Origin of the sequence: Ensifer sp. B1-9, from assembly GCF_050474445.1 — a bacterium.
Lineage (GTDB): Bacteria > Pseudomonadota > Alphaproteobacteria > Rhizobiales > Rhizobiaceae > Ensifer.
Genome location: NZ_JBCHVG010000027.1, coordinates 1 through 25,707, shown reverse-complemented (window position 1 = coordinate 25,707; position 25,707 = coordinate 1). Strand labels below are relative to the sequence as shown.

General features: G+C 61.1%; 21 protein-coding genes and 1 pseudogene. 18 read left to right on the top strand and 4 right to left on the bottom strand.

The features are described 5' to 3' along the window. The first annotated feature begins 15 nt into the window (after positions 1 to 15). From ACQ5BM_RS32635 to ACQ5BM_RS32620, 4 genes are all read left to right on the top strand, one after another. Complete coding sequence (locus ACQ5BM_RS32635; RefSeq protein WP_429820114.1) at positions 16 to 1,470, top strand: transglycosylase SLT domain-containing protein; 1,455 nt, start codon at positions 16 to 18, stop codon at positions 1,468 to 1,470. 38 nt (positions 1,471 to 1,508) lie between these two features. After that, positions 1,509 to 1,793, top strand: a complete 285-nt coding sequence (locus ACQ5BM_RS32630; RefSeq protein WP_429820112.1) for a hypothetical protein — start codon at positions 1,509 to 1,511, stop codon at positions 1,791 to 1,793. Positions 1,794 to 1,862: 69 nt separating this feature from the next. Further along, the gene (locus tag ACQ5BM_RS32625; protein ID WP_429820110.1) at positions 1,863 to 2,960 is read left to right on the top strand and encodes a glycosyltransferase family 4 protein; all 1,098 of its coding nucleotides are present in this window, start codon (positions 1,863 to 1,865) and stop codon (positions 2,958 to 2,960) included. Continuing rightward, entirely contained in the window at positions 2,957 to 3,727 is a 771-nt protein-coding gene (locus ACQ5BM_RS32620) for a polysaccharide deacetylase family protein (RefSeq protein ID WP_429820108.1), read from the top strand. Before ACQ5BM_RS32625 ends, ACQ5BM_RS32620 begins: the two co-directional genes overlap by 4 nt. Here the strand turns inward: ACQ5BM_RS32620 and ACQ5BM_RS32615 are convergent. Beyond that, positions 3,714 to 4,544 (bottom strand): MBL fold metallo-hydrolase, encoded by an 831-nt coding sequence (locus ACQ5BM_RS32615; protein WP_429820106.1) that lies wholly within the window; start codon positions 4,542 to 4,544, stop codon positions 3,714 to 3,716. The genes ACQ5BM_RS32620 and ACQ5BM_RS32615 overlap by 14 nt on opposite strands. Before the next feature lie 278 nt (positions 4,545 to 4,822). Between ACQ5BM_RS32615 and ACQ5BM_RS32610 the strand changes: the two genes are divergently transcribed. Next, positions 4,823 to 5,992 carry a DUF3095 domain-containing protein gene (locus ACQ5BM_RS32610; protein WP_429820104.1) on the top strand — a complete coding sequence of 390 codons (1,170 nt, stop codon included), beginning with the start codon at positions 4,823 to 4,825 and terminating at the stop codon, positions 5,990 to 5,992. Positions 5,993 to 6,030: 38 nt separating this feature from the next. Here ACQ5BM_RS32610 and ACQ5BM_RS32605 read toward each other — a convergent pair whose 3' ends face one another. Next, positions 6,031 to 7,368, bottom strand: a complete 1,338-nt coding sequence (locus tag ACQ5BM_RS32605) for a nucleotide sugar dehydrogenase (protein WP_429820101.1) — start codon at positions 7,366 to 7,368, stop codon at positions 6,031 to 6,033. A gap of 376 nt (positions 7,369 to 7,744) precedes the next feature. Between ACQ5BM_RS32605 and ACQ5BM_RS32600 the strand changes: the two genes are divergently transcribed. From ACQ5BM_RS32600 to ACQ5BM_RS32560, 9 genes are all read left to right on the top strand, one after another. Next, complete coding sequence (locus tag ACQ5BM_RS32600) at positions 7,745 to 9,094, top strand: adenylate/guanylate cyclase domain-containing protein (protein WP_429820099.1); 1,350 nt, start codon at positions 7,745 to 7,747, stop codon at positions 9,092 to 9,094. 9 nt (positions 9,095 to 9,103) lie between these two features. Beyond that, a complete protein-coding gene (locus ACQ5BM_RS32595) occupies positions 9,104 to 10,054 on the top strand; it encodes a polysaccharide lyase (protein WP_429820096.1) in 951 nt (316 codons plus the stop codon). Positions 10,055 to 10,174: 120 nt separating this feature from the next. Beyond that, positions 10,175 to 12,067 carry an ABC transporter ATP-binding protein gene (locus ACQ5BM_RS32590; protein ID WP_429820094.1) on the top strand — a complete coding sequence of 631 codons (1,893 nt, stop codon included), beginning with the start codon at positions 10,175 to 10,177 and terminating at the stop codon, positions 12,065 to 12,067. Beyond that, the gene (locus tag ACQ5BM_RS32585; protein WP_429820092.1) at positions 12,064 to 13,965 is read left to right on the top strand and encodes an ABC transporter substrate-binding protein; all 1,902 of its coding nucleotides are present in this window, start codon (positions 12,064 to 12,066) and stop codon (positions 13,963 to 13,965) included. The genes ACQ5BM_RS32590 and ACQ5BM_RS32585 overlap by 4 nt, the downstream gene beginning before the upstream one ends. 1 nt (position 13,966) lies before the next feature. Beyond that, a complete protein-coding gene (locus tag ACQ5BM_RS32580) occupies positions 13,967 to 14,965 on the top strand; it encodes an ABC transporter permease (RefSeq protein WP_429820090.1) in 999 nt (332 codons plus the stop codon). Beyond that, positions 14,962 to 16,137, top strand: coding sequence for an ABC transporter permease (locus ACQ5BM_RS32575; protein WP_429820088.1), 1,176 nt, complete (start codon positions 14,962 to 14,964; stop codon positions 16,135 to 16,137). The genes ACQ5BM_RS32580 and ACQ5BM_RS32575 overlap by 4 nt, the downstream gene beginning before the upstream one ends. 69 nt (positions 16,138 to 16,206) lie before the next feature. Beyond that, positions 16,207 to 17,424 (top strand): glycosyltransferase family protein, encoded by a 1,218-nt coding sequence (locus ACQ5BM_RS32570; RefSeq protein WP_429820086.1) that lies wholly within the window; start codon positions 16,207 to 16,209, stop codon positions 17,422 to 17,424. A gap of 4 nt (positions 17,425 to 17,428) precedes the next feature. Then, on the top strand, positions 17,429 to 18,673 hold the full coding sequence (locus tag ACQ5BM_RS32565; protein ID WP_429820084.1) for a glycosyltransferase family 4 protein: 1,245 nt from the start codon (positions 17,429 to 17,431) through the stop codon (positions 18,671 to 18,673). Next, a complete protein-coding gene (locus tag ACQ5BM_RS32560; protein WP_429820082.1) occupies positions 18,673 to 19,809 on the top strand; it encodes a glycosyltransferase family protein in 1,137 nt (378 codons plus the stop codon). Before ACQ5BM_RS32565 ends, ACQ5BM_RS32560 begins: the two co-directional genes overlap by 1 nt. Before the next feature lie 95 nt (positions 19,810 to 19,904). Here the strand turns inward: ACQ5BM_RS32560 and ACQ5BM_RS32555 are convergent, their stop codons facing one another. Continuing rightward, positions 19,905 to 20,579 (bottom strand): class I SAM-dependent methyltransferase, encoded by a 675-nt coding sequence (locus ACQ5BM_RS32555; protein ID WP_429820193.1) that lies wholly within the window; start codon positions 20,577 to 20,579, stop codon positions 19,905 to 19,907. A gap of 305 nt (positions 20,580 to 20,884) precedes the next feature. Between ACQ5BM_RS32555 and ACQ5BM_RS32550 the strand changes: the two genes are divergently transcribed. The 4 genes from ACQ5BM_RS32550 to ACQ5BM_RS32535 all read left to right on the top strand — a co-directional run bounded on the left by ACQ5BM_RS32550 (position 20,885) and on the right by ACQ5BM_RS32535 (position 25,584). Then, a complete protein-coding gene (locus tag ACQ5BM_RS32550) occupies positions 20,885 to 23,587 on the top strand; it encodes an ABC transporter transmembrane domain-containing protein (protein WP_429820080.1) in 2,703 nt (900 codons plus the stop codon). Positions 23,588 to 23,678: 91 nt separating this feature from the next. Beyond that, complete coding sequence (locus tag ACQ5BM_RS32545; protein WP_334198743.1) at positions 23,679 to 24,143, top strand: cyclic nucleotide-binding domain-containing protein; 465 nt, start codon at positions 23,679 to 23,681, stop codon at positions 24,141 to 24,143. Between the two features lie 106 nt (positions 24,144 to 24,249). Continuing rightward, positions 24,250 to 25,011 carry an FkbM family methyltransferase gene (locus ACQ5BM_RS32540; protein ID WP_429820078.1) on the top strand — a complete coding sequence of 254 codons (762 nt, stop codon included), beginning with the start codon at positions 24,250 to 24,252 and terminating at the stop codon, positions 25,009 to 25,011. Between the two features lie 369 nt (positions 25,012 to 25,380). Next, the gene (locus ACQ5BM_RS32535; protein ID WP_429820076.1) at positions 25,381 to 25,584 is read left to right on the top strand and encodes a hypothetical protein; all 204 of its coding nucleotides are present in this window, start codon (positions 25,381 to 25,383) and stop codon (positions 25,582 to 25,584) included. On the opposite strand, the pseudogene ACQ5BM_RS32530 reads toward ACQ5BM_RS32535, so the two are convergent. Further along, positions 25,581 to 25,707 (bottom strand): annotated as a pseudogene (locus ACQ5BM_RS32530) (IS481 family transposase); the annotation flags it as partial. The gene ACQ5BM_RS32535 and the pseudogene ACQ5BM_RS32530 overlap by 4 nt on opposite strands.

Genomic DNA, 25,707 nt, shown 5'->3' with positions numbered 1-25,707 from the left:
CAGGGGAGGCCTCCCATGAAACGCGTTCTATTGGGGGTATTGCTGTTCGTGATCTTCGCGGGCGGCAGCGCCTTGGCGCAATCGAGCGAGCAATTCGTCCGCTCGATGTTCGTTCCGCACAAGGACGATTTCGACGGGATGGAAAAGAGGCGGATAATCCGCATCATCGTGCCGTTCAGCAAGACGATCTACTTCATCGACCGCGGCCAGCAATTGGGCACGGCTGTTGAATTCGGGACGGCGCTCGAAAACGAACTCAACAAGGGCCGCAAGAAGCAGATCGACAAGATCCGCGTCGGTTTCATACCGATGCCACGAGCGAAGCTTCTATCCGCGCTGGAAGACGGGCTCGGCGATATCGTCATGGCGAACCTGACGATCACCGAAACCCGGCTTGCTAAGGTCGATTTCACGGCGCCGCTCTATGAGGAAGCAAAGGAGGTTCTCGTCTCCGGCCCGTCCGCGCCGGCAGTTGCGAGCCTTGAAGACCTGAGTGGACGGGAAATCCACGTGCGCCGCTCGAGCAGCTATTACGAACACCTGGCGGCGCTTAGTGCAGGTTTCGAAAAGTCCGGCCGTACGCCAATTGCGTTGAAGGACATGGACGAGAACCTCGAGGACGAGGACGTCCTGGAGATGATCAATGCCGGCCTGCTGCCGTGGACGGTCGTCGACATGTACAAGGCGAACATCTGGTCGACGGTCTTCACCGAGCTCAAGGTGCGGGAGGACATCGTTGTGTCCAGTCACGGTGAAATCGCCTGGGCGATCCGCAAGGACAGCCCGAAGCTCAAGGCCGTGCTCGACAATTTCGTCCAGACGCACCGGGTCGGAACGACGTTTGGCAATATCCTGAAAAACACCTATTACAAGGGTGACAAGATGCTGAAGCGCGCCTATGCGCCTGACGACGTCGAACGTTTCAAGCAGCTCGTCGAGATCTTCCACAAGCACGGCAGCACCTATTCCTTCGACCACCTGATGCTGATGGCGCAAGGTTACCAGGAATCGCAACTCGATCAGTCGCGCCGCAGCCGTCGCGGTGCGGTCGGCATCATGCAGCTCTTGCCGTCGACCGCAGCGGACAAGGCGGTCAACATTCACGGCATCGACAAGGACGCGAACCTGAATGTCGAAGCCGGATCGAAGTATCTGCGCTTCCTCGTAGATACCTATATCAACGACCCGGCCGTGACCCCGCGAGACCAGTTGCTGTTTGCCTTCGCAGCCTACAATGCCGGGCCTGGAAACCTTCGCAAGTTCCGGTCAAAGGCCAAGGATATGGGGCTCGACCCAAACCTGTGGTTCGGCAATGTCGAAAATGCCGCCGCCGCGATCGTTGGGCGCGAGACGGTTCAATATGTCAGCAACATCTACAAATACTTTGTCGCCTACAGCCTGCTCGAGGCCCATGACGCTGACGCGGCCACGGTGAAAGTTGAAAACAAGGCGGCGGCCACCGCGCCATAGGTGCGGCGCACGCGTTCGCCGGAAGTGGAGATTTCGAAATGGTCGCGGGGAATATCAATACGCCTGTGAGACGATCGGCAGCCCTTCTTTGCCTTTTCGTTCTGACGCTCGCCGGCTGTACGACGCCAGACATAGAGCCGATCCCGGGCAGCATCACCTACGGTGGCCAGCCGCGGACGAAACTGACGAAGGCGCCCGTGGGCAGCATCGTCCCGCACCGCTTCATGAGCGGCAACAGTTTCGTTCAGGAGACCTATGTCATTCAGCCGGATCGCACGCTGAAACTTATCCGGCGCGACTACTATGATTTGCCGATTGATTGATGAACCCAGGGTGCGTGCCGGGCTCGGTTGGTTGACAGTCTCGCATGGAGGCACGATAGCTCGCTGCCGATGAAGATCGCTTTTTATGCACCGCTGAAATCCCCCGATCATCCGGTGCCGTCAGGCGACCGGCTGATGGCGCGCATGCTGATCGCGGCCCTTCGGATTGGTGGGCACGAGGTTGCGATTGCATCGGACTTGCGCAGCTTCATGGCGACGCCATCTGTTCAGGATTTTCGCGAACTGGAGCTCGCGGCGGACGCCGACGCCGCGCGCCTTCGGGCACTGTGGCGGAGCGAGGGCGCGCCCGATCTCTGGTTCTGCTACCACCCCTATTACAAGGCGCCGGACCTTCTCGGGCCAGGGCTCGCGGACGAATTTTCCATTCCCTATGTGACGGCGGAAGCGTCCTATTCGATGCGGCGGAACGAGGGTATCCGGGCCATTGCCCAGCGCCATGTTCTTGCGGCCATCTCGCAGGCGGCCGTCAATATCTGCCTGACACACCGCGACCGCGACGGTCTTCTTGAAGCGGCGCCTTCGTGCCGCCACGCGATGCTTGCGCCGTTCATCGACGCGGCACCGTTTATTGAAAGCAAGCCACGGGCCGATGCCGGTTGCCGGATGGTCGTGGTCGCGATGATGCGCAGCGGCGACAAGATGGACAGCTACCGCATGCTGGCGCAGGCGCTGATGCGCGTTACCGCAGGCACGTGGACCTTGACGATCGTCGGCGACGGGCCCTGCCGGGAGGTGGTCAGAGAAGCCTTCGCGGCCTTACCTCCGGACCGGTTGGTGTGGCTTGGCGAAAAGGCTGCGGCCGAGCTCCCGCAAATTCTTGCAGGCAGTGATCTCTACCTATGGCCCGGTTGCGGCGAGGCCTACGGGCTTGCTTATCTCGAAGCGCAGGCGGCCGGCCTGCCGGTCGTTGCCCAGCGAACGGCCGGCGTGCCCGAGGTCGTGAGGCACGGTGAGACCGGGTTGCTGACGCCTGACGGGGATATCGATGCCTATGCGGCGGCGATGCGATACCTGATCGAGAGCCCGGCGCGCCGACGGCGATTGGGCGCAGCCGCCCGGCGGTTCGTTCTTAAGGAGCGCTCGTTTCCGGCAGCCGCTCGACGGCTTCGCTCGATTTTCGATGAATTCCTGGAGAGGCCTGTATGAGCGAAGAAATCCATTGGCGGCGCCTTGCTGCGGAACTCGATCGCGTTGCGGCGTCGGGGCGGCAGGTGGATTTCTGGCTGCGTGACGACGACGCAGCCGAGCCGACGCCGGCACTCGATCGCCTGCTGTCGCTGGTCGACCGACATGCACTTCCGGTGGTTCTGGCCGTTCCTCCGGCCCAGGCCGGCGATGCGCTCGCGCGCCGTCTCGACGGGCTCGAACGTGTCAGCATTGCGGTGCACGGTTGGGCGCACCGCAATCACGCGCCGCCTGAGGAAAAGAAGCAGGAGCTCGGCGCACACAGGCCGCGCGCCACGGTGCTCCACGAACTCGGGCTCGGCTATAGCCGCCTGCAGACGCTTTTCCCTGGCAGCTTCGTGCCGATGCTCGTCCCGCCGTGGAACCGGATCGATCCGGCCCTTCTCGACGGCTTGCCCGATATCGGTTTCAAGGCGCTCTCGATCTTCGGGCCGGAAAAGCCGTCACCGTTCAGGCTCGTCAACACGCATGTCGACGTGATGGACTGGCGCGGGACACGCGGCTGCCGCGACCATGGCCTGATCGTCGCCGACATCCTCGCGAGGCTTCGGCAAGTGTCGGGCGATGTCGAGGAGAGAGCGGACCAGAAGGGCCGCACGATCGGCGTGCTGACGCATCACTTGGTTCATGACGAGGGAGTATGGGCGTTCCTCGAAAAGCTCTTCACTGCGACCGGCAGACATCCTGCCTGTCGCTGGCTTGCCGGCGCCGACGTTACAGGTCGATGATCTGTCCGTCGCGGGCGGCAAAGGCGCCGGCGAAGGTGGCGCGAACGTCACGCTCCATTGCGGCAAGCGCCTCGTCGGTGCGGGACGGATCATGATGGAACATGGCGAGCTGCTTGACCCCGGCAGCCATCGCCAGCCGGGCGCCATGCATGCCGGTCGAGTGTCCATAGCCCTGAAAATGGTCCATCTCGCTCTCGAGATAGGTGCAGTCGTAGACCATCAGATCACAGCCGGCGATCAGTTCGAGAACACCAGGATCGAGAATGCCGGGCTCGTGCTCGGTGTCGTAGACGAGAGCGACGGCGCGGCCGTTCCATTCGACGCGGTAGCCGACGCAGCCGCCCGGATGATTGAGACTTGTTGTGCGGATCGTTATCCCTTCGCGCGGCGTCAGCACGTCACCGGGCTTGAAATCCATGCCGTCGAGACTTGCCTGACAGATATCCGGGTCCACCGGGAACCATGGCGGGCGCATGAAGTCGCGGATCATTTCCTTGGTGGTCATGCTGCCGTGCAGGTGGCCGGACCAGAAGCGTACCGAGTTCTGACACTTGTAGATCGGCTTGAAATAAGGAAGGCCGATGATGTGGTCATAGTGGCTGTGGGTGAAGAAAAGGTCGAACCGGTCGACGCCCTCGGCGATCAGCGAGTAACCGGCTTCGCGCAGCCCAGACCCCGCATCGAAGAGCAAAACGTCCTTGCCGCATCGAATTTCGATGCAGGATGTATTTCCCCCATAGGCGACGTATTGTTGGCCGGATACCGGCAAACTTCCTCTTACGCCCCAGAACCGCACTCGAAAGTTGTCGTCACGCATTCAGTTTCGGCTTCACTACGCACGCTCGGGTCATTTTGATCCTTGTGTGACTGTTAAACAAGCACAGATGGCCATACCCCTGCAATGCCATGGGTTATTATTTGGAAAGTAACCTTAGCGTCGCCAAGAGCGCCCGACTGGAAATCGCCCGACGGAACCGCATTGCAGCGGGGACGCGGGACAGATTGCGAGGTCCTTGGCAACTGCCTATGAAACTTTTTGTTGCGCTCTTACGTGGATTGTCTATCGAACGCAGTAACGTAGGGAACAGGTCACGCATGGTTGAGACAGCAGACGGGCGGTTCTACGACAGCGTACCTCTTTTCGATGCGTTCGAAGGGGTCGCGGACGAGGCGAACTATCGCCCGCTGCCGGACAGCTGGATTCTTGCTGTTGCCGACATCGTCAACTCCACCGGCGCGATCGCCGAAGGCCGCTACAAAACTGTGAATATGGCAGGCGCCAGTGTCATTTCGGCGTTGATGAACGCGCTCGAAGAAAAGTCGATGCCCTTTGTTTTCGGGGGGGACGGCGCACTCGCCGCGCTGCCGGCACCAATGCAGGACCGCGCCCGTGACGCGCTTGCGGCCGTGAAGACCTGGGTGGCGGAGGAACTCGGGCTCGACTTGCGCGCCGCCCTGGTGCCGGTCAGCGATATCCGCGCAAACGGCCTCGACATGCGTGTCGCCCGCTTCAAGGCGAGCGAAGAGGTTTCCTATGCGATGTTTGCGGGCGGCGGCGCCAGTTGGGCCGATGCGGCGATGAAGGCGGGACGCTATTCCGTCGGTGCCGCGGCGCCTGGCAGCCGGCCTGATCTGACCGGGCTTTCCTGTCGCTGGAACCCGATCGAGTCCCGCCATGGCACCATTGCGTCGATCATCGCCGTGCCCGGACCGAAGGGCAATGGAGCAGAGTTCCAGTCGCTGATCGCCGATATTGTCGCTTTGGCCGACGAGGAGGAGCGTAACGGCCATCCGGTTCCTGAACTCGGGCCGAAGCCGCGGTTCTCCTTCAAGGGGATCGATGCCGAGACGCGGGCGGTGGCACCGAAAGGACGACGCTTCTTCGCCCGTTGCTTCATCACCGTGCAGACGCTGGTGTTGTTCGTCTGCCTCAGGATGGGCTGGAATCTTGGGTCATTCGACACGGGCCGCTACCGGCGCGATCTCGCCGACAACACGGATTTCCGCAAATTCGATGATGGGCTGAAAATGACGATCGACATCAGTGCCGAACGGCTCGGACGGATCGAGACACGGCTAAGGCAGGCCGAGGCAGCGGGTGTCGGGCACTATGGCCTGCATCAACAGGACTCGGCGCTGATGACCTGCATCGTGCCGACGCCGATGACACGGGATCACATGCATTTCGTCGACGGCGCGTCGGGCGGCTATGCGGTGGCGGCAAGCAAGCTCAAGGCCGCGCTGGTGCGCGCAGACAACGCCTAGCAACGCCCGATTTGCCGCCCTTGCTGGGCGAGGGCGCGCTAGGCCTTGACGATGTGGTCGCCGGTCAAGCCGTTGCGGTAGAAGACGTTGCGCGTATCGACGATGAGCGACGCGGAACCGGCAAGGGCGGCGTAGTCCACCCGGTCGTGGTCGGTGGCAATCAGCACCGCATCGAACGCCGCGACCGTTTGCGGGTCGAGCGGGACCGAACGCCGGCCCTTCAGGGCGCCATGTTCGCGTGTCGGCGGGATTTCGGCGACGTAGGGGTCATGATAGGCAGTGCGGCCCCCGCGCTCCTCGATCAATTCGATCAGGCGCAGCGACGGGCTTTCGCGAATATCCGGAACATTCTTCTTGTAGGCGAGGCCGACGACGAGGACGTTGGAACGGCTGAGCGCCTTGCCAGCCTTGCGGTCGAGCGCCTCGGCAAGGCGGCTGACCACGTGACGGGGCATGGCCGAATTGATCTCGCCGGCAAGTTCGATGAAGCGCGTCGGCAGTTCGTATTCCCGCGACTTCCAGGTGAGATAGAACGGATCGATCGGTATGCAGTGACCGCCAAGCCCCGGGCCGGGGTAGAAGGGCATGTAGCCGAACGGCTTGGTCTTCGCCGCCTCGATTACTTCCCAGACGTCGATGCCCATCGCCTCGTAGACGATCTTCAATTCGTTGACGAGGGCGATGTTCACCGAGCGGAAAATGTTCTCGGTCAGTTTCACCGCCTCCGCCGTGGCGTTGGAGGAGACCGGCACCACGGTCTTCACCACGGCTGCGTAGAACCGCTCCATCAACGCCGAAGCCTGCGGTCCGTCGCCGGCGACGACTTTCGGAATGCTGACGGTTTCGTACGTCGGGTTGCCGGGATCTTCACGCTCCGGCGAAAAGCCGACGAAGAAATCGCTGCCCGATTTGAGGCCGGTCTCTTCGAGGATGGTGCGCACGACGCCGTCGGTCGTTCCGGGATAGGTGGTCGATTCCAGGACGACGAGTTGTGCGGGCCTAAGGGTCGCAGTGATCGCCCGTGACGTCTTCTCGACGAAGGAAAGATCCGGGTCACGGTGTTTGGTGAGCGGCGTCGGCACGCAGATGATGATGACGTCGCAGTCCGCCAGCTTTTGAAAGTCCGTGGTCGAGTGGAAGCGGCCGGCACTGCTCTCTTTCGCAAGCGCTGCGTCCGATACGGCGGCGATGTAGGATTTACCCGCGTCGAGCGCGACGATCTTGGTCGGGTCAATGTCGAAGCCGGTGACGGCGAAGCCCGCGCGAGCAGCGGCGATGGCGAGCGGCAGGCCGACATAGCCGAGACCGATGACACCAACCCTGGCGCTCAAGGCGGAGATGGACGAGAGCAGGCTTTCGTAATGAGGTGAGGTCAAGTTGGTTTTTCCGGATCTCGTGGGCGGGCGGTGGCGCCCGCGCGAACATGTCGTGGTTTGTTGGAGAGAAACAAGCGGCAAGTCAAGCGAGGCACTGCATCACGCCTGCGTTCAGGCCCTTGAGCCGGCTATCAATTCTTCGTGCGAGAAAAACTTTGTCGCGCCTCTGGAAATCGGCGGGTGGGATCAATATCTGCAACATATAAGTGCCGCATTCCGGGTGCCTGCACGTCATCGACGCCGGAATCGGCTGGAGCATTTTCTTAACGGGCACGGCTCATCATCATCCCCCCGCGAACATGAACCGGCACTTTGCCGGGGCGTTCGTCGTCTCCGGATGCTGACGCGGGACGGTCTGTCATGGTGAGGACGCGAAATGGCCCCGACGAACGACAACGTATCCGAAATCCTCATCGACAAGGTTGCCGACTGGCTGATGCGGACATCGCTGAGCGACGCTCCACTGGAGACGATCGTCAAAGGCTTCTGCGAGCGGCTCGCCGCCGCCGGCCTGCCGCTGATGCGCGTTCATCTGTCCTTTTCGATGCTGCATCCGCTCTATGATGCGCTTGGTTTTACCTGGATCCGCGGCAAGGGCGTCGAGGTCAGCGGCCTTCGGCACGAAGAGCTGGCGCTCAATCCGGAGCGGTTCCTCCAGAGCCCCTATTATTATCTGCTCAACAACAATCTCGAGCATGTCCGGCGGCGCATCTATCAGGATACCCCGTCCGAGTTCCCGATCTTCGACGATCTCAAGGAGATGGGGGCCACCGACTATCTGGCCTTCATGCAGTCGCTCGGCGCCGATTCCGGTCACGGCATGGTCGGTTCCTGGACGACGGATCGTCATGGCGGTTTCACCGACGATGTGATCGGCGCCTTGCTGAAGCTGCAGCATCATCTCGCGGTCGCTGCCAAGATGGCGGTACTTGGAAAACTCGCCGACAACATGTTGACCACCTATCTCGGCTCCAGTGCCGGTCGGCGCGTGATGAGCGGTCAGGTCCGCCGCGGCGACGGCGAAACGGTGCGCGCGATCCTGGTCATGGCCGACATGCGCCGTTCGACGATGCTGGCGGAAAAGGAAGGTCGACAGTCCTATATCGAGACGCTGAACACCTATTTCGATGCCATTGCCGCGCCCTTCAACCGCAATGGTGGCCATATACTGAGCTTCGTCGGCGATGGGTTCATTGCCGTCTATCCGTGCGGCCGTCACAAGGAGCCCTCCGAATTTGCTGCCCGCGAGGCTTTTTCCGCCGTGCGCGCAGCAACGGCGCGCATGGAGATGTTGAACGGCGAAAGGCGCAAGCAAGCGCGCGATCCGATTGGCTACGGCATCGGGCTGCATGTCGGCAACGTGATGTTCGGCAATGTCGGCTTGCGCGACCGGTTGACCTTTTCCGCTTTCGGCTCGGCCGTCAATGAAGTGCAGCGGTTGCAGAACCTCACCAAGAAATATGCGCATAGCGTTGTTGCCAGTGAGGCCTTCGTAAACTACTGCGGCGGTGATTGGACGGCTCTCGGCCAGGAAAAACTGCGTGGAGTCCGGCAAAAATTCACGATTCTCTACCCCAACGATGCGGCGTTGCTTGCCAGGACAGACGAGCGCTTTGACGATGTGTTGCAGGATGGACTTTCCGAGGCGGAGCATGTCATGTTGCTTCATCGCAATACTCGTCCGCTACAGCCGCCGCGCGGCCTTATCGACAAGATGCTTCAATAAGGGGGAAGAATGTTCCGAGTCGTGTTTGTCGCCGCCAGCATCGCAATGGCCGGGGCCGCGATGGCGCAACCATGGGAAGCCAAACTGTCAGACGGCTTCGAGGGACAGAATTTCGCGCCCGAAGGTGGGCTCTACTATCGCGAGAATTTCGAGCAGAGCGCCGGCACGGTCGAATTTCAAAACCAGGTCACGCATACCGGAAAGGGCGCGCTCAAACTGAGTGTCGTTCCGACCTGTCCCGACTCGCTTGACGGTTGCAGCGAGCGAGCCGAGATCTGGGAGAAGACGGCGCTTCGCGTGCCCTATGACCAGGGCGTCTGGTATGGATTCGCGGTCAAATTCGCCGATCCGATCCCCAGCGAGGATCATCGCTATCTGATCGCCCAATGGAAGCGTGAGATCGATCCCGGCGCCGAAGGCGACTTCAGCCCGTTCCTTGCCTTGCGCCTCGAGGCGGGCAAGCTCTTCGTCACAGTGGAGACGAATTACATCGCGCCGCTCTCATCCGGACCGGAAGGCACGCCTGCGAACTGCAAGCCGGGCGAGATCCCTGTGTGGGGGCGGCCGAGCGTCAACCAGATGCGCATGCTGGTTGCTGCCGACAGCAACTGGAAACTGGAGGACGGCAGTCTGTTCAATGCCTGCACGGATGCCATCAAGGTGACGAGCCACGGCAACCCGCTGCCCGACCCGAAATCCGGCTGGATCGACTTCGCGGTCTACACGCTGCCGGGCGCCAATGGAACCGGACGCATCGAACTGTTCGCCAATGACAAGCCGATCGTCACGGTAACGGGGCATGTCGGCCACGACGACAAGGGGCTCGGCAAGAACCAATACTTCAAGTTCGGCCCCTACCGTGCGGCCGACAGGACGGATTGGACGCTGTTTTATGACGACTTCCGTCGCTCGCCGAATTGCTCCGACGTGTTGAAGGGCGGGGCGTGCCCTGCGCTCTAACCAACTGAATGCACGGGGCAATGCTGTGGTTGCAGTCGGCCCTGCTGGACAGCCCTCTGAAGCTGCGCTAGTCTTTTTTTAGAGGCGGCGGATAAAAAGCGATGAGGGAAGCGTGCTGCGATGACATCTGGGGCGGACCTGCTTCGAGTTGAAGGTCTGCGGATCACATTCTCGGTGCTCGGCGGCGAAGTTCAAGCCGTCAATAACGCGAATTTCAGGATTTTGCCCGGGAAGGTTACGGCTCTCGTCGGCGAGTCGGGATCGGGAAAGTCGGCCATCAGCCAAGCGGTAATGGGCATTTTGCCCAACGTCGCGAGGGTTGGCGGCAAAATTTTGTTCAACGACCCCGCCACGGCGGCAAAGCCGATCGACCTGCTCTCGCTGGAGCGGGAAGGTGAGGAAATACGCGCACTACGCGGTACGCGCATCAGCAAGATCTTTCAGGAGCCGATGACGTCGCTGTCGCCGCTCCATACGATCGGAAACCAGATTTCCGAAGTGCTGAAAATCCACACGGATGCGGAAAAGGCCGAGCGCCGTGCGCGGACCGAGGAACTGCTCGGCTATGTCGGCTTCGCCAATCCGAAGCGCGCCTACGAGATGTATCCGTTCGAGCTTTCCGGCGGGATGCGCCAGCGCGCGATGATCGCCATGGCACTGATCTGTCGGCCTGCCCTGTTGATCGCCGACGAGCCGACGACCGCGCTTGACGTCACGGTACAGGCACAGATCCTGAAACTTCTGCGCGAGCTTCAGGTGAAGCTCAATATGGCGATGCTGCTGATTACCCACGACCTCGGTGTTGTCGCCAACATGGCGGACGAGGTTGTGGTGATCTATCACGGGCAGATCGTCGAAGCAGGTCCCGTCGAGGCGATCTTCCGCAATCCGCAGCACCCCTATCTCAAGGGGCTGATGGCGGCCGTTCCCCATTTCGACATGAAGCCCGGCGAGCGGTTGAAGGCGCTGCGCGAAGTCCCGGTCAAGGCGGGCACGCTGCTTGGGAGCTCGGCAGCCGACCGACGGGCCGGTCCGGACGTCCTCTTGTCTGTCCGCAATGTTTCGAAGACTTACGGAACGCGAAAGTCTTCGTGGTTCGGCGGCGGGGAGAGCACGCTGCATCGCGCCGTTGACGACGTCAGCTTCGACATCCGCCGTGGCGAATGTCTTGGTCTCGTCGGCGAGAGCGGCTGCGGCAAGACGACCGTCAGCAAGATCCTCATGCGGGCGGTGACACCCGATGGCGGATCGGTGATCTTCGACAACGGCGAAGGTCCCGTCGATGTCTTGAAGGCGCAGGGCGACGATCTCCAGGCATTGCGCTCGAAAATCCAGATGGTCTTCCAGGATCCGGTTTCGTCGCTTTCCCCGCGCATGACGGTCAAGAACATCCTCAGCGAGCCGCTGGAGATTCACGGGCGCGGGACGGCGAAATCGCGTGTCGAGACGGTGCGTTCGCTGTTGCAGGCGGTGGGTCTGGACCAGCGTTTCATAAACCGTTACCCGCACAGCTTCTCCGGCGGTCAGCGTCAGCGTATCGGCATTGCCCGGGCTCTCGCACTGGTACCGGAACTGTTGATCTGTGACGAACCGGTTTCAGCGCTCGACGTTTCGGTCCAGGCGCAAATTCTCAACCTTCTCAAGGATCTGCAAAAGGAACTGGGGCTGACCTGCCTGTTCATTTCGCACAACCTCGCAGTCGTGGACTATATGGCGGACCGCATCGCGGTCATGTGCGCCGGTCGCATCGTCGAGCTCGCTCCGCGCGAGGTGCTGATGCGCAAGCCGGTGCATCCCTATACCAAGTCGCTGTTGGCGGCCGTTCCCTATCCGGATCTCGACCGGCAGCTCGATTTCGACAGGCTGAAGGACAGCGAAGGATCGGATATGCGGCGCTGGGGACCGCAATTCCGTGACGACGACGGCGGCGACACGCTCACCCCCGCAGATCTCGGTGGCGACCACTTCGTACTGGCGCGCCGGTCGGTGGATGCAAGGGAGTTACGGCCATGATCACCCGCCGAACTGTACTGGCATTGCTTGCAACCGTGGCGTTTCCCATGCGGCTCTTGGCTGCTGCCGGTGAGCCGGCGTTTCTGGAAAAGCTGATTGCCGAAGGCAAGCTCCCGCCGCTTAGCGAGCGCTTGCCTAAGATACCGCGCGTCATCAACGTCGCGGCGTTGGGGCGCAAACCCGGCAAGCATGGTGGCGTTGTGACGATGATCATCGGCAGCGCCAAGGACATCCGGCTGATGACCGTCTACGGCTATGCCCGACTGGTCGGCTATGACGAAACGTTGAAGCTCGAAGCGGACGTGCTCGAAAGCTACGAGACGGTCGAGGACCGCATCTTCACCTTCCATTTGAGGGAAGGGCACAAGTGGTCCGACGGAACACCACTGACGGCCGAGGACTTCCGCTATTGCTGGGACGATGTCCTCAACAACGAGAAGCTGAGTCCCGCCGGATTGCCGACTGCGCTCGTCATGGACGGCGAAGCAGGAAAGTTCGAAGTCATCGACGAGCGAACCGTTCGCTATACCTGGTCGACGCCGAACCCGGACTTCCTGCAGAAGCTCGCGGCACCGCAGCCGCTGGTGGTGGCGATGCCCTCCGCCTATCTCAAGCAGTTCCATGAGAAATATCAGGAAGAAGACAAGCTCAAGGCTTTGATGAAGGAGCAGCGCGTCAAGAAATGGAGCCAGCTCCATATGCGCATGGCTCGCTCCTATCGCCCTGAAAACCCCGACCTTCCGACGCTCGATCCATGGCGCAACACCACGCCGCTTCCGGCAGAACAGTTCGTCTTTGAGCGCAACCCCTATTTCCACCGCGTCGACGAGAACGGATTACAGCTTCCCTATATCGACAAGTTCGTACTCAACGTCAGCTCGCCGGCGCTGATTCCGGCAAAGACCGGAACGGGCGAAAGCGATTTGCAGGCGACGGGTATCGATTTCGTCGACTATACCTTCCTCAAGGATTCCGAGAAGCGGTATCCGGTGAAGGTGCTGCTGTGGAAGAAGACGCAAGGCTCGCGTCTGGCGCTCTTGCCGAATCTCAACTGCTCCGACACGGTCTGGCGCTCGCTTCTGCAGGACGTGCGCGTTCGCCGCGCGCTCTCGCTTGCAATCGACCGCACCGAGATCAACAAGGCAGTCTTCTACGGCCTGACCAAGGAGAGCGCCGACACGGTCCTGCAGGATAGCCCGCTCTTCCGTCCGGAATTCGCCAGCGCCTGGATCGCCCACGATCCGGCCCAGGCCAATGCGCTGCTGGACGAGGTGGGGCTTACCCAACGCGGCAGTGACGGCATTCGCATCCTGCCCGACGGCCGGGCCGCGCAAATCGTCGTGGAAACCGCGGGTGAAAGCACGCTCGAAACGGACGTGCTGCAGCTCATTACCGACTACTGGCAAAAGATCGGGATATCCCTTTTCATCCGCACTTCGCAGCGCGACACGTTCCGCAGCCGAGCCGTAGGCGGCGAAATCATCATGTCGATGTGGTTCGGCCTCGACAACGGCGTTCCCACCCCGGGCATGAACCCGGGGCAGTTGGCGCCGACCGCCGACGACCAGCTGCAGTGGCCGGTCTGGGGGCTCAACTACCTGTCCCATGGCGAAATGGGCCAGCCGCCGGATCTTCCGGCCGCAGTCGAACTGACGGAGTTGTTGCAGCGCTGGCGGCATTCGGCTGAAGATGCCGAGCGTACGGAGATTTGGACCCGCATGCTGTCGATTTACACAGACCAGGTCTTCTCGATCGGTATCGTAAACGCCTCGCTACAACCGATCCTCGTGGCGAATAAGCTTCGGAATGTGCCGGAAACGGCGCTCTACGGCTTCGATCCCACCTGCTATTTTGGTGTTTACAAGACCGATACGTTCTGGATCGAGCAGGAAGCCTGACATGCTGCGATATATTCTCTGGCGTATCGCGGCGATGGTTCCAACCCTCCTCATCATCTCCGCTCTCGTGTTCACCATCATCGAACTGCCGCCCGGCGACTACTTCGAGAGCTATGTCTCCGAGCTCAAGGCGCAGGGCGAAGGCGTCGACATGGAACAGATCGAGGCGCTGAGGAAGGAATACGGCTTCGACCAGCCGGCCGCTGTGCGCTACGTCTACTGGCTCGGTGGCATGCTAACGGGCGATTTCGGCTATTCCTTTGAATACGAGCTGCCGGTCAGCGCCGTGGTCGGCGACCGTCTGTGGCTGACGATCCTCGTTTCCTTCGTCACCATCATCTTCACCTGGCTGATCGCCTTTCCGATCGGCATCTACTCCGCGACGCATCAGTACAGCTGGGGCGACTACGGCCTGTCGCTCATGGGCTTGATCGGAATCGCGATCCCGAACTTCATGCTCGCACTGATCCTGATGTATTTCGCCAATATCTGGTTCGGGATTTCGATCGGTCACCTGATGGACCAGAAGTATCTGGCCGAGCCGATGAGTTGGGCCAAGGCGAAGTCGATCCTCGAACACATCTGGATTCCCGTCATCATTGTCGGTGCGGCGGGCACGGCCGGCATGATCCGGCGCCTGCGCGCCAATCTGCTCGACGAGTTGCAGAAGCAGTACGTCGTGACGGCGCGGGCCAAGGGCCTTTCGCCGATGCGCACGCTGGTCAAATACCCCCTGCGCATGGCCTTGAACTTCTTCATATCGGATATCGGCTCGATCCTGCCGGCGATCATTTCCGGCGCTGAAATCACCGCGATCGTGTTGTCGCTGGAAACCACCGGGCCGATGTTGATCAAGGCTCTGCAAAGTCAGGACATGTATCTCGCCGGTTCGTTCCTGATGTTCCTCGCCTTCCTGACGGTGATCGGCGTGCTGATTTCCGACATCGCGCTCGCCATCCTCGATCCTCGAATTCGGCTGCAAGGCAGGAGCACCAAGTGACGTCATTTCTCCCGGCGCCCGGCGAGCCCTTGCCGCATTACGTATCGACGGCTCCCTTCGATCCCTATTCCGTCGAGGCGATGACCGACGAGCAGGTGCGCGTCAACCAGGCTTCGCAGCTTCGCCTGATGTGGTGGAAATTCCGCCGCCACAGGCTCGCGCTCGTCTCCGGCATTTTCCTTGCGGTGCTCTATCTGTCGATCCTCGTCTCCGAGTTCCTGGCGCCCTATAACCTGCACACCCGCAACATGGATTTCATCTATGCGCCGCCGCAGGCGGTGCACCTATTCCATGAGGGCAAGTTCGTCGGTCCCTTCGTCTATGGACGGACCATGACCCTCGATATGGACACGCTGAAGCGCAACTACGCCGACGATACCAAGGACGTGCAGCGACTCCGCTTCTTCTGCCGCGGCGACAGCTATCGTTTCTGGGGCCTGTTCGACAGCAACGTGCATCTGGTTTGCCCGGCCGAGGGTGGCCAGGCCTTCTTCCTGGGAACGGACCGTCTCGGCCGTGACGTGCTGTCTCGCATCATCTACGGCGCTCGAATTTCGCTCACGATCGGTCTTCTCGGCATCACCGTCAGCTTCGTGCTCGGCATCGTCATCGGCGGCCTTGCCGGTTATCACGGCGGCGTCTTCGATCTCATCGTCCAGCGCGTCATCGAAGTCCTGCAGTCCATCCCGAGCATCCCGCTCTGGCTGTCGCTGGCGGCGATCATGCCGGCCACCTGGAGCCCGATCCTGATCTACCTGGCGATCACGATCATCCTCGGACTGCTGGACTGGACGGGGCTTGCGCGCGCGGTGCGCTCGAAACTGCTGGCACTTCGCGAGGAAGATTACGTCCTGGCGGCCCAGTTGATGGGGGCGAAGAGCAGCCGCATCATCGGCCGACATCTCGTGCCCGGCTTCATGTCGCATCTGATCGCCACCGCGACGATCTCGATCCCCGGCATGATCCTCGGCGAGACGGCGCTGAGCTTCCTCGGTCTCGGCCTCAGACCCCCGATCACCAGCTGGGGCATTCTCCTGACCGAGGCAAAAAGCGTCAGTGTCATCGCCTTCTATCCCTGGCTCCTATTTCCCACAATTCCAGTCATTTTTGTGATTTTGGCATTCAACTTCCTGGGAGATGGGTTGCGTGACGCGGCCGATCCCTACAAATGAGGCCCGATTTGATGCCGGTAACCGAACGGCGTGAAACGGTTCATTGTTCCTGAGCGAAAGGTTTCTTGCATGATGCGGCGCTTTGAAGATGCCCGGATCCTCATGTACAGCCATGATACGTTCGGGCTCGGGCACCTTCGGCGGTGCCGCACGATCGCGCATTCGCTGGTGGAAGACTACCGCGGTTTGAACATTCTGATCATCTCCGGCGCGACGATCGCCGGCGCTTTCGACTACCGTGCGCGCGTCGATTTCGTGAAGATCCCGAGTGTCATCAAGCTGCACAATGGCGACTACACGTCGCTCGACCGCCACATCGAGCTCGACGAGACGCTGAAGATGCGCCAGGCGATCATCCGCCACACCGCCGAGACCTTCAAGCCCGACATCTTCATCGTCGACAAGGAGCCGATGGGCCTGCGCGGGGAGGTCGAAGAGACTCTCACCTATCTGAAAGCGCACGGCACGACGCTGGTCCTGGGTTTGCGCGAGGTCATGGATGCGCCGCACCTGCTGGAAGCGGAGTGGAAGCGGCGCGACACGATGCGAAAGATCGAGCAGTATTACGATACGATCTGGGTCTATGGCCCGCCGGATTTCTACGATCCGCTGACCGAGCTCGAAGTGCCGCCGGCCGTGCGCGACCGGATGAACTTCGTCGGCTTCCTGCAGCGCAGCGTTCCGCGCGAGGAATTGCCCGGACACAAGCCGCAAGGCGACTACATCCTGGTGACGACGGGTGGCGGCGGCGACGGTGCCGACCTGATCCACGATGTGATCCACGCCTATCAGCAGGATCCGGAACTCACGCACAATGCGTTGATCGTGCTCGGGCCCTATATGCCGGTCAAGAAGCGGGAAAAATTGATCCGCAAGGGCAGCAAGATTCCCTACATAAAGATCATCGAGTTCGACAACCGCATGGAAGAGCTCATCGCTGGGGCAAAAGGCGTCGTCGCCATGGGCGGATATAACACCTATTGCGAAATCCTCTCTTTCGACAAGCCGGCCCTGATCGTGCCGCGCATCCAGCCGCGCGAAGAGCAGTTGATCCGTGCGCGACGCGCCGCCGAGCTTGGGCTCGTCGAAATGCTGCTGCCGGACGAAGCGGAAGATCCGCTGCGGTTGGCGGCGGCGCTGAAGACGCTGCCGTCCCGGGAGCCGCCGTCGAAAAGCACCGCCAACGGCTTGCGGTTGGAAGGACTTGCGCATATCTCCGAAATCGTCGGCGGGTGGCTCGAACGGCCTTCGAGCGACCACCTGAGTATCGTGAAGAAATCGAGCTGAAGCATTGCCGACAAATCGCAAGATTGCAGTCGTTCTGAAGGGCTATCCGCGTCTTTCGGAAACTTTCATCGCGCAGGAACTACTTGGCCTCGAGCGGGCCGGACTAGACCTCGTGCTGATCGCGCTTCGCCGTCCGACCGATGGCAAGCGCCATCCGGTCCACGATGAAATTCGTGCCGATGTCCACTATCTGCCCGAATATCTGCATGAGGAGCCGCTGCGGGTGCTGCGCGGTCTCGTGCGTTGCCTGCCGAAGCCAGGTTTCTGGCCGGCATTCGGGCTCTTTCTGAAAGACCTGCGGCGCGATTTCAGCCGCAATCGCTTTCGTCGGTTCGGGCAGGCCCTGGTGCTTGCTTCGGAATGGCCGGGCAATCCGCGCTGGCTGCACGCGCATTTCATCCATACACCGGCGTCGGTGACAGCCTATGCCAGTGTGATCGCCGGCACGCCCTGGTCCTGCTCGGCGCATGCCAAGGACATCTGGACATCGCCGGACTGGGAGCTTTCCGAAAAGCTTGGCCGGGCGCGCTGGACGGTCACCTGCACGCGCATGGGCTATGAACATCTGAAGAGCCTGACGACCGAAAAGGCCAAGGTGCATCTGAGTTACCATGGCCTTGATCTTGATCGATTCCCTCATTTCGAGGGCGCGCATTCTGGCCGCACTGGTTCCGACCCTTCGGATTCCGTCCGCATCGTCAGCGTCGGCCGCGCTGTCGGCAAGAAAGGCTACGACGTGCTGCTGAAGGCACTCTCGCTGCTGCCGACAGATCTCCATTGGCGGTTCGAACACATTGGCGCCGGTGAGCTGACCGCCACACTCAAGACACTGGCCGCCGAGCTTGGCGTTTCCGACCGGATCGCCTGGAAGGGCGCGCTCGACCAGACGGACGTGCTTGCGCATTACCGGACGAGCGATATCTTCGCGCTTGCCTGCCGGGTCACGGCCGACGGCGATCGGGACGGATTGCCGAATGTGCTCGTCGAAGCCTCGAGCCAACGGCTCGCCTGCGTTTCGACGGCGATTTCCGGCGTACCGGAACTTCTCGTCGACGGCGAGAACGGCCGGGTCGTCCCGTCGGAAAACCCACAGGCGCTTGCTGCGGCCCTCGAAGCACTCATCCGCGATCCAGCGCTTCGTCACAGGCTGGGCGATGCGGCGGAACGGACAGTCCGCGCGCAATTCGACCACCATACGAGTATCGATCAGCTTGCCGGGCTGTTTGCCAGCGAATGGAGAGCCGCGTGATGCGCGCGCGCCGTGTCTTTTTCTACGTGCAGCATCTGCTCGGCATCGGCCACCTGGCGCGGGCAAGCCGGATCGCGAGCGCTCTTGCCGCCAGAGGTTTCGAGGTGACCGTCGTGACCGGCGGCAGTCGGGTACCGGGCTTCCCGGGAAATGATGTAAAGCACGTGGCCCTTCCGCCGGTGCTCGCCGGCGATAAGGGGTTTTCCGGCCTTGCCGACGGCGAGGGAAATCCGGTCAGCGATGCGTTCAAGGACAGGCGCCGGGACCTGCTGATCGAGGCGTACCTTGCCTGCGATCCCGATATCGTCATCTTCGAAGCCTTCCCCTTCGGCCGCCGCCAGATGCGTTTCGAGCTGATGCCCTTGCTCGAAGTCATCGAAAGACAGAACCCCCGGCCCCTGGTTGCGGCTTCGCTTCGGGATATCCTGCAGGAGCGGACGAAGCCAGGGCGTGCCGAGGAGACCCTCGACGTCGTCATGGCACATTTCGATCTCGTGCTCGTGCATGGCGATCCTGCCTTCGCGCGGCTCGAAGAGACCTACCCTTACGCGGCTGAGATCGTCGACAAGATCGCCTATACCGGCCTCGTGGCTGGGCCGGCACCCGAAGCTCCGTCGGAAACGTTCGACGTGCTCGTTTCGGCCGGTGGCGGTGCGGTCGGCAAGGAACTGATCGGTGCGGCGCTGCAAGCGGCGAGCTTGCTGCCGCGCGCGCTGCAATGGTGTCTGGTCACGGGGCCAAACCTGCCGCAGCAGGACTACGATGCCTTCGCGGCCGCCGCGCCTGGCAACGTACAGCTCTTCCGTTTCCGCAAGGATTTCGCCAGCCTGCTTTCGGGCACACGGCTTTCGGTTTCTCAGGCCGGCTACAACACAGTCTGCGACATCATCCGTGCCGGTTGCGGATCCTTGCTGATCCCCTTCGTCGCCGGCGGCGAAACCGAGCAATCGACCCGGGCGGAGCGGCTCGAAAAGCTCGGCCTTGCCGGCGTGCTGCCGGAGGCCGAGGTGACGCCCGTAAGGTTGGCGCGCGATGTCGAAGCGATGCTGGCGAGACCGAAGCCGAACATACCGCCGCTGGACCTTGGCGGCGCGATGAAGACCGCCGAAATCCTGGAGCGACGCATCGCCCTTTGATCGGCCCCGGCGCGTCTTGTTGGCGTGCGTGCCCGGCGAGGCTGACTGTTAAACGAGCGGCGGCTGCAAGCGTCGTGGAGCAGCTGCGGCAGCGCTCAGACCGTTCCGATCAGCATGAAGCGGGTATATTTTTTCGTCGGCAGGGCGCCCGCAAATTCCACTGTCGTCAGCGCCGCCTGCTTGACGAATTCCTCGACGGAAGCGACGCAGTTGATGTGGGTCGGCTCGCTGAAATAGTCGTTGGATTGCAGCAGAACGCGCGTACCGGCGGGAATGCGGTCGAGCCACGATTTCAGGTCAGCGATGTGTTCACAACTCGTGTTGATGATGAGGTCGGCCATAAGCGTCACGTAGTCGATGGCATACATGTCGGCCGTGACGGCGCGGAATTTTTCCGGGAAGGCGGCATTCAGGGTTCGCGCAACCGCTTCTACGTCCGGATCGATATCGAAGCTGTCGACCGCGGCCACGTTGAAGCGCGCGTCCTCCAGCAGCATCGCGCCCAGGATTCCGTACCACCCGCCAAGAATCGCAATCCTGGCGTAGGAAGAACCCGCCACGTTCAGGAGCGTATCGCGCGCCCAGATCTTGCAGGCAACCTGCTTGTGATTGAAGGCGTTGGCAATGTGGGCTTCGGGGTGTTTGGCGATTACCTTCGCGACGCCTTCGATGAGGGGGCTCTGCGTATAGGCGGCGATACCGCGTGCCAAATCAAAGGCATGCTCATACCAATCGCTGGTTTGGGAGGGCGGGTGGCTGGTGTGTTTCATGTGCTCGTTGTAAGCTGGGTGTCGGGCGAGTGCAATAACGGCGTGTGCTTCGGAGAGTGACAGTCTCTGTAGTTGCCTTCGCGGCAGTGGAGACGAACCCGCGTCCATTGCAGATTTCCCCCGCACCTGCATAATCGGTGGAACCGGATTCGGCGCCGGGCGGAATATGCAGGGCATCTACTTCGCGATCGAGCGCCGATAGGCACCCATCCGGAGGCTCTGCCGAGGAATGATGCGGGGTGGGGCGATCGGCAGCCCGCCACGCCAGCAGCTATCGTGTTCAATAAGGTCCTATTGCCAGACACATGGAACCACGCCTTTCCCGCTATATCTGGACCCACACGCGCAAGGATCAGCTTTGGATTCTGGTGGTCGTCGCGCTGTCGATGGTCCCCTATTTCCTGTCCTTCGACCTGCCGAAGCAGATTGTCAACGGACCCATCCAGGGCGACGGATTCGATAGTCCGGAGGCGACGCAGGCCTTCCTGCCGATTTCGTTCGACTTGCCATATCTCGGCACAATCAATGTCTTTGACGGCTTCCAACTTGGTCGCGAAGGCATGCTGCTCGCGCTCAGCCTGGTGTTCCTGCTGCTGGTGGTCATCAACGGCCTCTTCAAGTTCTATATCAACACCTTCAAGGGCCGACTCGGCGAGCGCCTCCTGCGGCGCATTCGCTTCGAACTCGTCGACCGCGTCCTCCGGTTCCCGCCGAGCCACTTCAAGAGGGTAAAGCCGGCCGAAATCGCGACTATGATCAAGGATGAAGTCGAGCCGCTCGGCGGGTTTACCGGTGACGCCTTCGTCTCGCCGGCGCTGCTCGGTGGCCAGGCGCTGACGGCACTGGTGTTCATCCTGTTACAGAGCTTTTGGCTCGGTCTGGTCGCGACGCTGATCGTGGCGGTTCAGGCGGTCATCATCCCGCGCATGCGCAAGAGGCTTCTGGTGCTCGGGCGTGAACGGCAGCTGACGGCGCGAGAACTCTCCGGCCGCGTCAGTGAGATCGTCGACGGTATCGGAGCCATCCGCGGCCACGATACCTCCAACTACGAGCGCGCCGACATCGCGTCGCGTCTCGGCAGGATCTTCAAGATCCGCTACGATCTTTACCAGTGGAAATTCCTCGTCAAGTTCATCAACAACTTCCTGGCGCAGGTCACACCTTTCCTCTTCTACGCGATCGGCGGCTACTTCGCCCTGCAGGGTCGCCTCGATATCGGTCAGCTCGTCGCGGTCATCGGCGCCTATAAGGACCTGCCAGGTCCGCTGAAAGAGCTCATCGACTGGGACCAGGCCCGCCAGGACGTTCAGGTCAAGTACGCGCAGGTCGTCGAGCAATTCAGCGTCGAGCCGTTGCTCGATCCGAAGGTTCAGGCCGTTGCGGCAGGGGTTACCGAGTCGTTGAGCGGTCCTCTGGCGGCGGTGAACCTGACGGTGATCGACGACGGCGGCTCCACCGTGCTCGAGCACGTGTCGCTTCAGGTGCAGCAGGGCGAGAAGGTCGCCCTGACCGGAGGCGGCGAGGTGCTGGCCGAGGCCTTCGGCCGGTTGGTCTGGCCGGCGAGCGGCAAGGTGGTCATCGGTGGACAGGATATTCTGGAGATACCGGAATCGGTTACCGGGCGTCGCATCGCTTATGCGTCGTCCGACGTCTACGTGTTCCAGGGCAGCCTCGGCGACAATATCCTCTACGGGTTGAAGCACGCCCCACTGACGGACGTAACTTATGAGGGAGAGGGGGCCTCGCACCGGAAGTGGGAAGTGACCGAGGCGCGCCTGGCCGGCAATCCGCATCTTGATATCAACAGCGATTGGATCGACTACGGCTCGGCCGGAGCCAGCGGTCCGGATGATCTGCTCGTGCAGATCCGACCGGTCCTCGATGCCGTGCTGTTGACCAATGACGTGATGGCGCTTGCCGTGCGCTCGACGATCGATCCGAACCGCCACGCGGCCTTTGCGTCCGGCATCGTCGAAATGCGCAGTGCTCTAAGGCAGCGTCTTGAAAAGGAAAAGCTCAGCGATCTCGTCGTCTTCTTCGAACCGGGGACCTACAATGTCGAGGCCACTATCGGTGAAAACATGCTGTTCGGAACCATCACCGATCAGGTGATGTGGGCGAATGCGCTTGAGAACCATCCGTTCTTCAAGACGATCCTGCAGCGCGTCGGTTTGCGCGACACTTTCTACGAGATGGGCATCGAGATTGCCGAGAACGTGGTCGAACTGTTCCGTGACTTGCCGCCGGACCATCCGTTCTTCCAGCAGCTGACCTTCATGACCGCCGAGGAAATACCTGTCTACGAGGCCATCCTGCAGAAGGTGCGCAGCCGCGGTAAGGGCGAGGTTTCGGAAGACGATCAGATCAAGATCATCCGACTGTGCTTCGATTACATCGAGCCGCGGCACCGCTTCGGTTTGTTGACGGAAGAGGTCATGGCGAAGGTCGTTGCCGCGCGCCGTGAATTCGATGAGGGCCTGCCGGCCGACCTCGCCGGGATGATCGAGCACTATCGCCCGAACCGCTACATCGCCTCGGGCAGCATCATTGACAACGTGCTCTTCGGCCGCATTGGGCACAAGCATGCCGACGGGTCGGAAAAAATCCGGGCGATCGTTCGCGATCTCTTCGAGGCCGGCGGCCTCTATAACGAAGTGCTGGCCTTCGGCTTCGACTATAATGTGGGCGCCGGCGGCAAGCGTCTGACGGCGGCTCAGCGGCAGAAGCTCGACCTTGCGCGCGCGCTTATCCGCGCTTGCGATTTCTATATCTTCAATCAGCCGCTGCTTGCGCTCGATCAACGCGTCCAGGAGCAGGTCGTGCGCAATGTCTTCTCGCTGCTTGACCGCGCAGGGCGTGATCCGGCGATCGTCTGGGTCCTTGCCAATCCCTCGTTGCTGGACCTCTTCGACCGCGTCGCTCAGTTCGAGAACGGGCGCCTGATTCATGACACCGGTGTCGACACGGCGGTGGATGACGGACGCGACTACAAGGAAATGGCATCTTGATGTAATATTAATGTCAGGGCACGAGCCTATGGTCCCGCCGCGATGCGGGAGGCAGACTGCTCCCGACGGGAAATCGGAGACACGGATTGTGATGTTGCTCAAGGATGAAGTTGAAATGCTGCGCCGGATTACCCTGTTTTCGGGGCTGCCGCCGGCGAAGTTGAAGCTTCTTGCCTTCACGTCCGACAGGGTCATGTACGGTGCCGGCGAGGCGCTGTTCTATCAGGGCGACATCGGCGATGCGGCCTATGTCATCCTCTCCGGTAAGGCAGAGGTTCTCATCAATACCGCCGGCGGGCCCTTCAAAATTGCCGAGTTCGAGCAAAACTCGATCGTCGGCGAAATCGCCATCTTGTGTAACACCCCGCGCACGGCGACCGTCCGGACCACTACGCCGCTCGAAGCCCTGCGCATTCGCAAGGATGATTTCCTCAAGCTGCTGGCCGATTTTCCGGAGATGGCTGTGGAGATCATGCGTGTGTTGGCTGACCGCCTGACCCAGACCACGGCTGAGCTTAGCGAAGCCCGTAGCCAGATCGAGCGGGTGGAGGCCTGACGCCTACGCACGGCTGAACTGTTTCATGTGGAGACATTCCCTTCGGACATGTGAGCCTTTCGTAAAAGCGATTCCGCTTTGCGGGGATATCGGCTAGACAGGCGACATGCGTTCGATCACCTATTTTCGCAAAACCGTCCAGTTTCCCGACAAGCCGGAGAAGAAGCGTTTCTTCGCACGGTTGCAGAATGGCGACTGGGAGCCTTGTACGTTCCAGAACATCGAGCGCCTCGTCGATCGCAAGACGACGTTCATAGACATCGGCGGATGGATCGGGGTGACGCCCTATTGGGCGGCGCAGATCGCCGACAACGTCATCACCGTCGAGCCTGATCCCGTCTGCTTCGGCATTCTCAAGGAGATGCAGCCGGAAAACAGCGGTGAGGTGCGTGTGATCAACGCGGCACTCTCCGAGGACGAGATGCTGGTGCTGCATTCCGTCGGCGGCGGCTTCGGCAGTTCAGAAACGTCCGCACTGATTGCCGACGATAACGGCGAGGCGATCCGCGCGCAGACGGTTACGATCGGTGAGCTCCAGACGATGGCCCGGACCGAACGGCTCTGTTTCAAGATCGACATCGAGGGATACGAGTATCGTGCCATGGACCAGTTCCGGGCTATCGATCCGAAGCGTACCGCCGGCGTCCTGCTTGCCGTGCACCCGCAAATTCTCTTTGCCTCGCTGACCGGACCCTCGCTGCTGCGTGCCATTCGCACCATCGCAGCCACGATCCGCCTGGTCCGCAGCCTGAGTGGCTTTCGTCTCGACAACCCCCAGGCGATCTGGGCGGCGCTGCGCAAATCGATCGCGCGGCGAGAGTTTCGAGGCTTCGACCTCTTGTTCGTTTCGAGGCGGCGCGATCGCTAAGCCCTCCCTCCGGACGCCAGGAGTATTCTCCGTTTCCGTGATACGAATGGCGGTTCCATTGCGCCGCAGATGCGCTGCCTGACAGGGCGTATAAGTGCCGTCATGCCTGATCATTTTCGAGCGGGGCAGACACCCGTCCGAGGGAAGCCGCCGGCATTAACCACTCTTTAGACAATATTAATTCTTCGTTTAAAGGCGTGCCTTTCGATGCTATGAATTTCTCGGCCGTTTTGTCCAAAGCGCCTCGCGATCTTTCAGGTTCGCTCCTTGCGCTTTGAGTTGTTGATATTTCGCTTGTCGTTGTCGTAGCCGCCGCGCACTTTCGCGCGACATGCCTTGGGCTTGATATTGTGTCGTGAGGGCGACCGCATGTCATTGATGTATTTTGCGATTGCCGCCTATTGTCTGACCGCCTTGTTCCTCGTGGCGATGACTTATCTTGAAGGTTTGCAGGCGCGTGCGCCTTGGAACATGTATCGTCTTGCGGGGCTGCTGGTCTGCATTCTTTGGCCGGTCCTGTTTCTCTATCTGATGTTTAAAATGATATCGAAAACAAGAATTTCGCAGCGCTAGATGTTTAGTCCCGGCATTTGCTGGAGCGGATTGAGGGTGAAACGTTGGGGTTGTGAAGCCCATGCTTTGCAGATGAACTCGTAGGGCGTGAGGCCCTTGAGGGTCTTGAGCCTACGGCCGAAA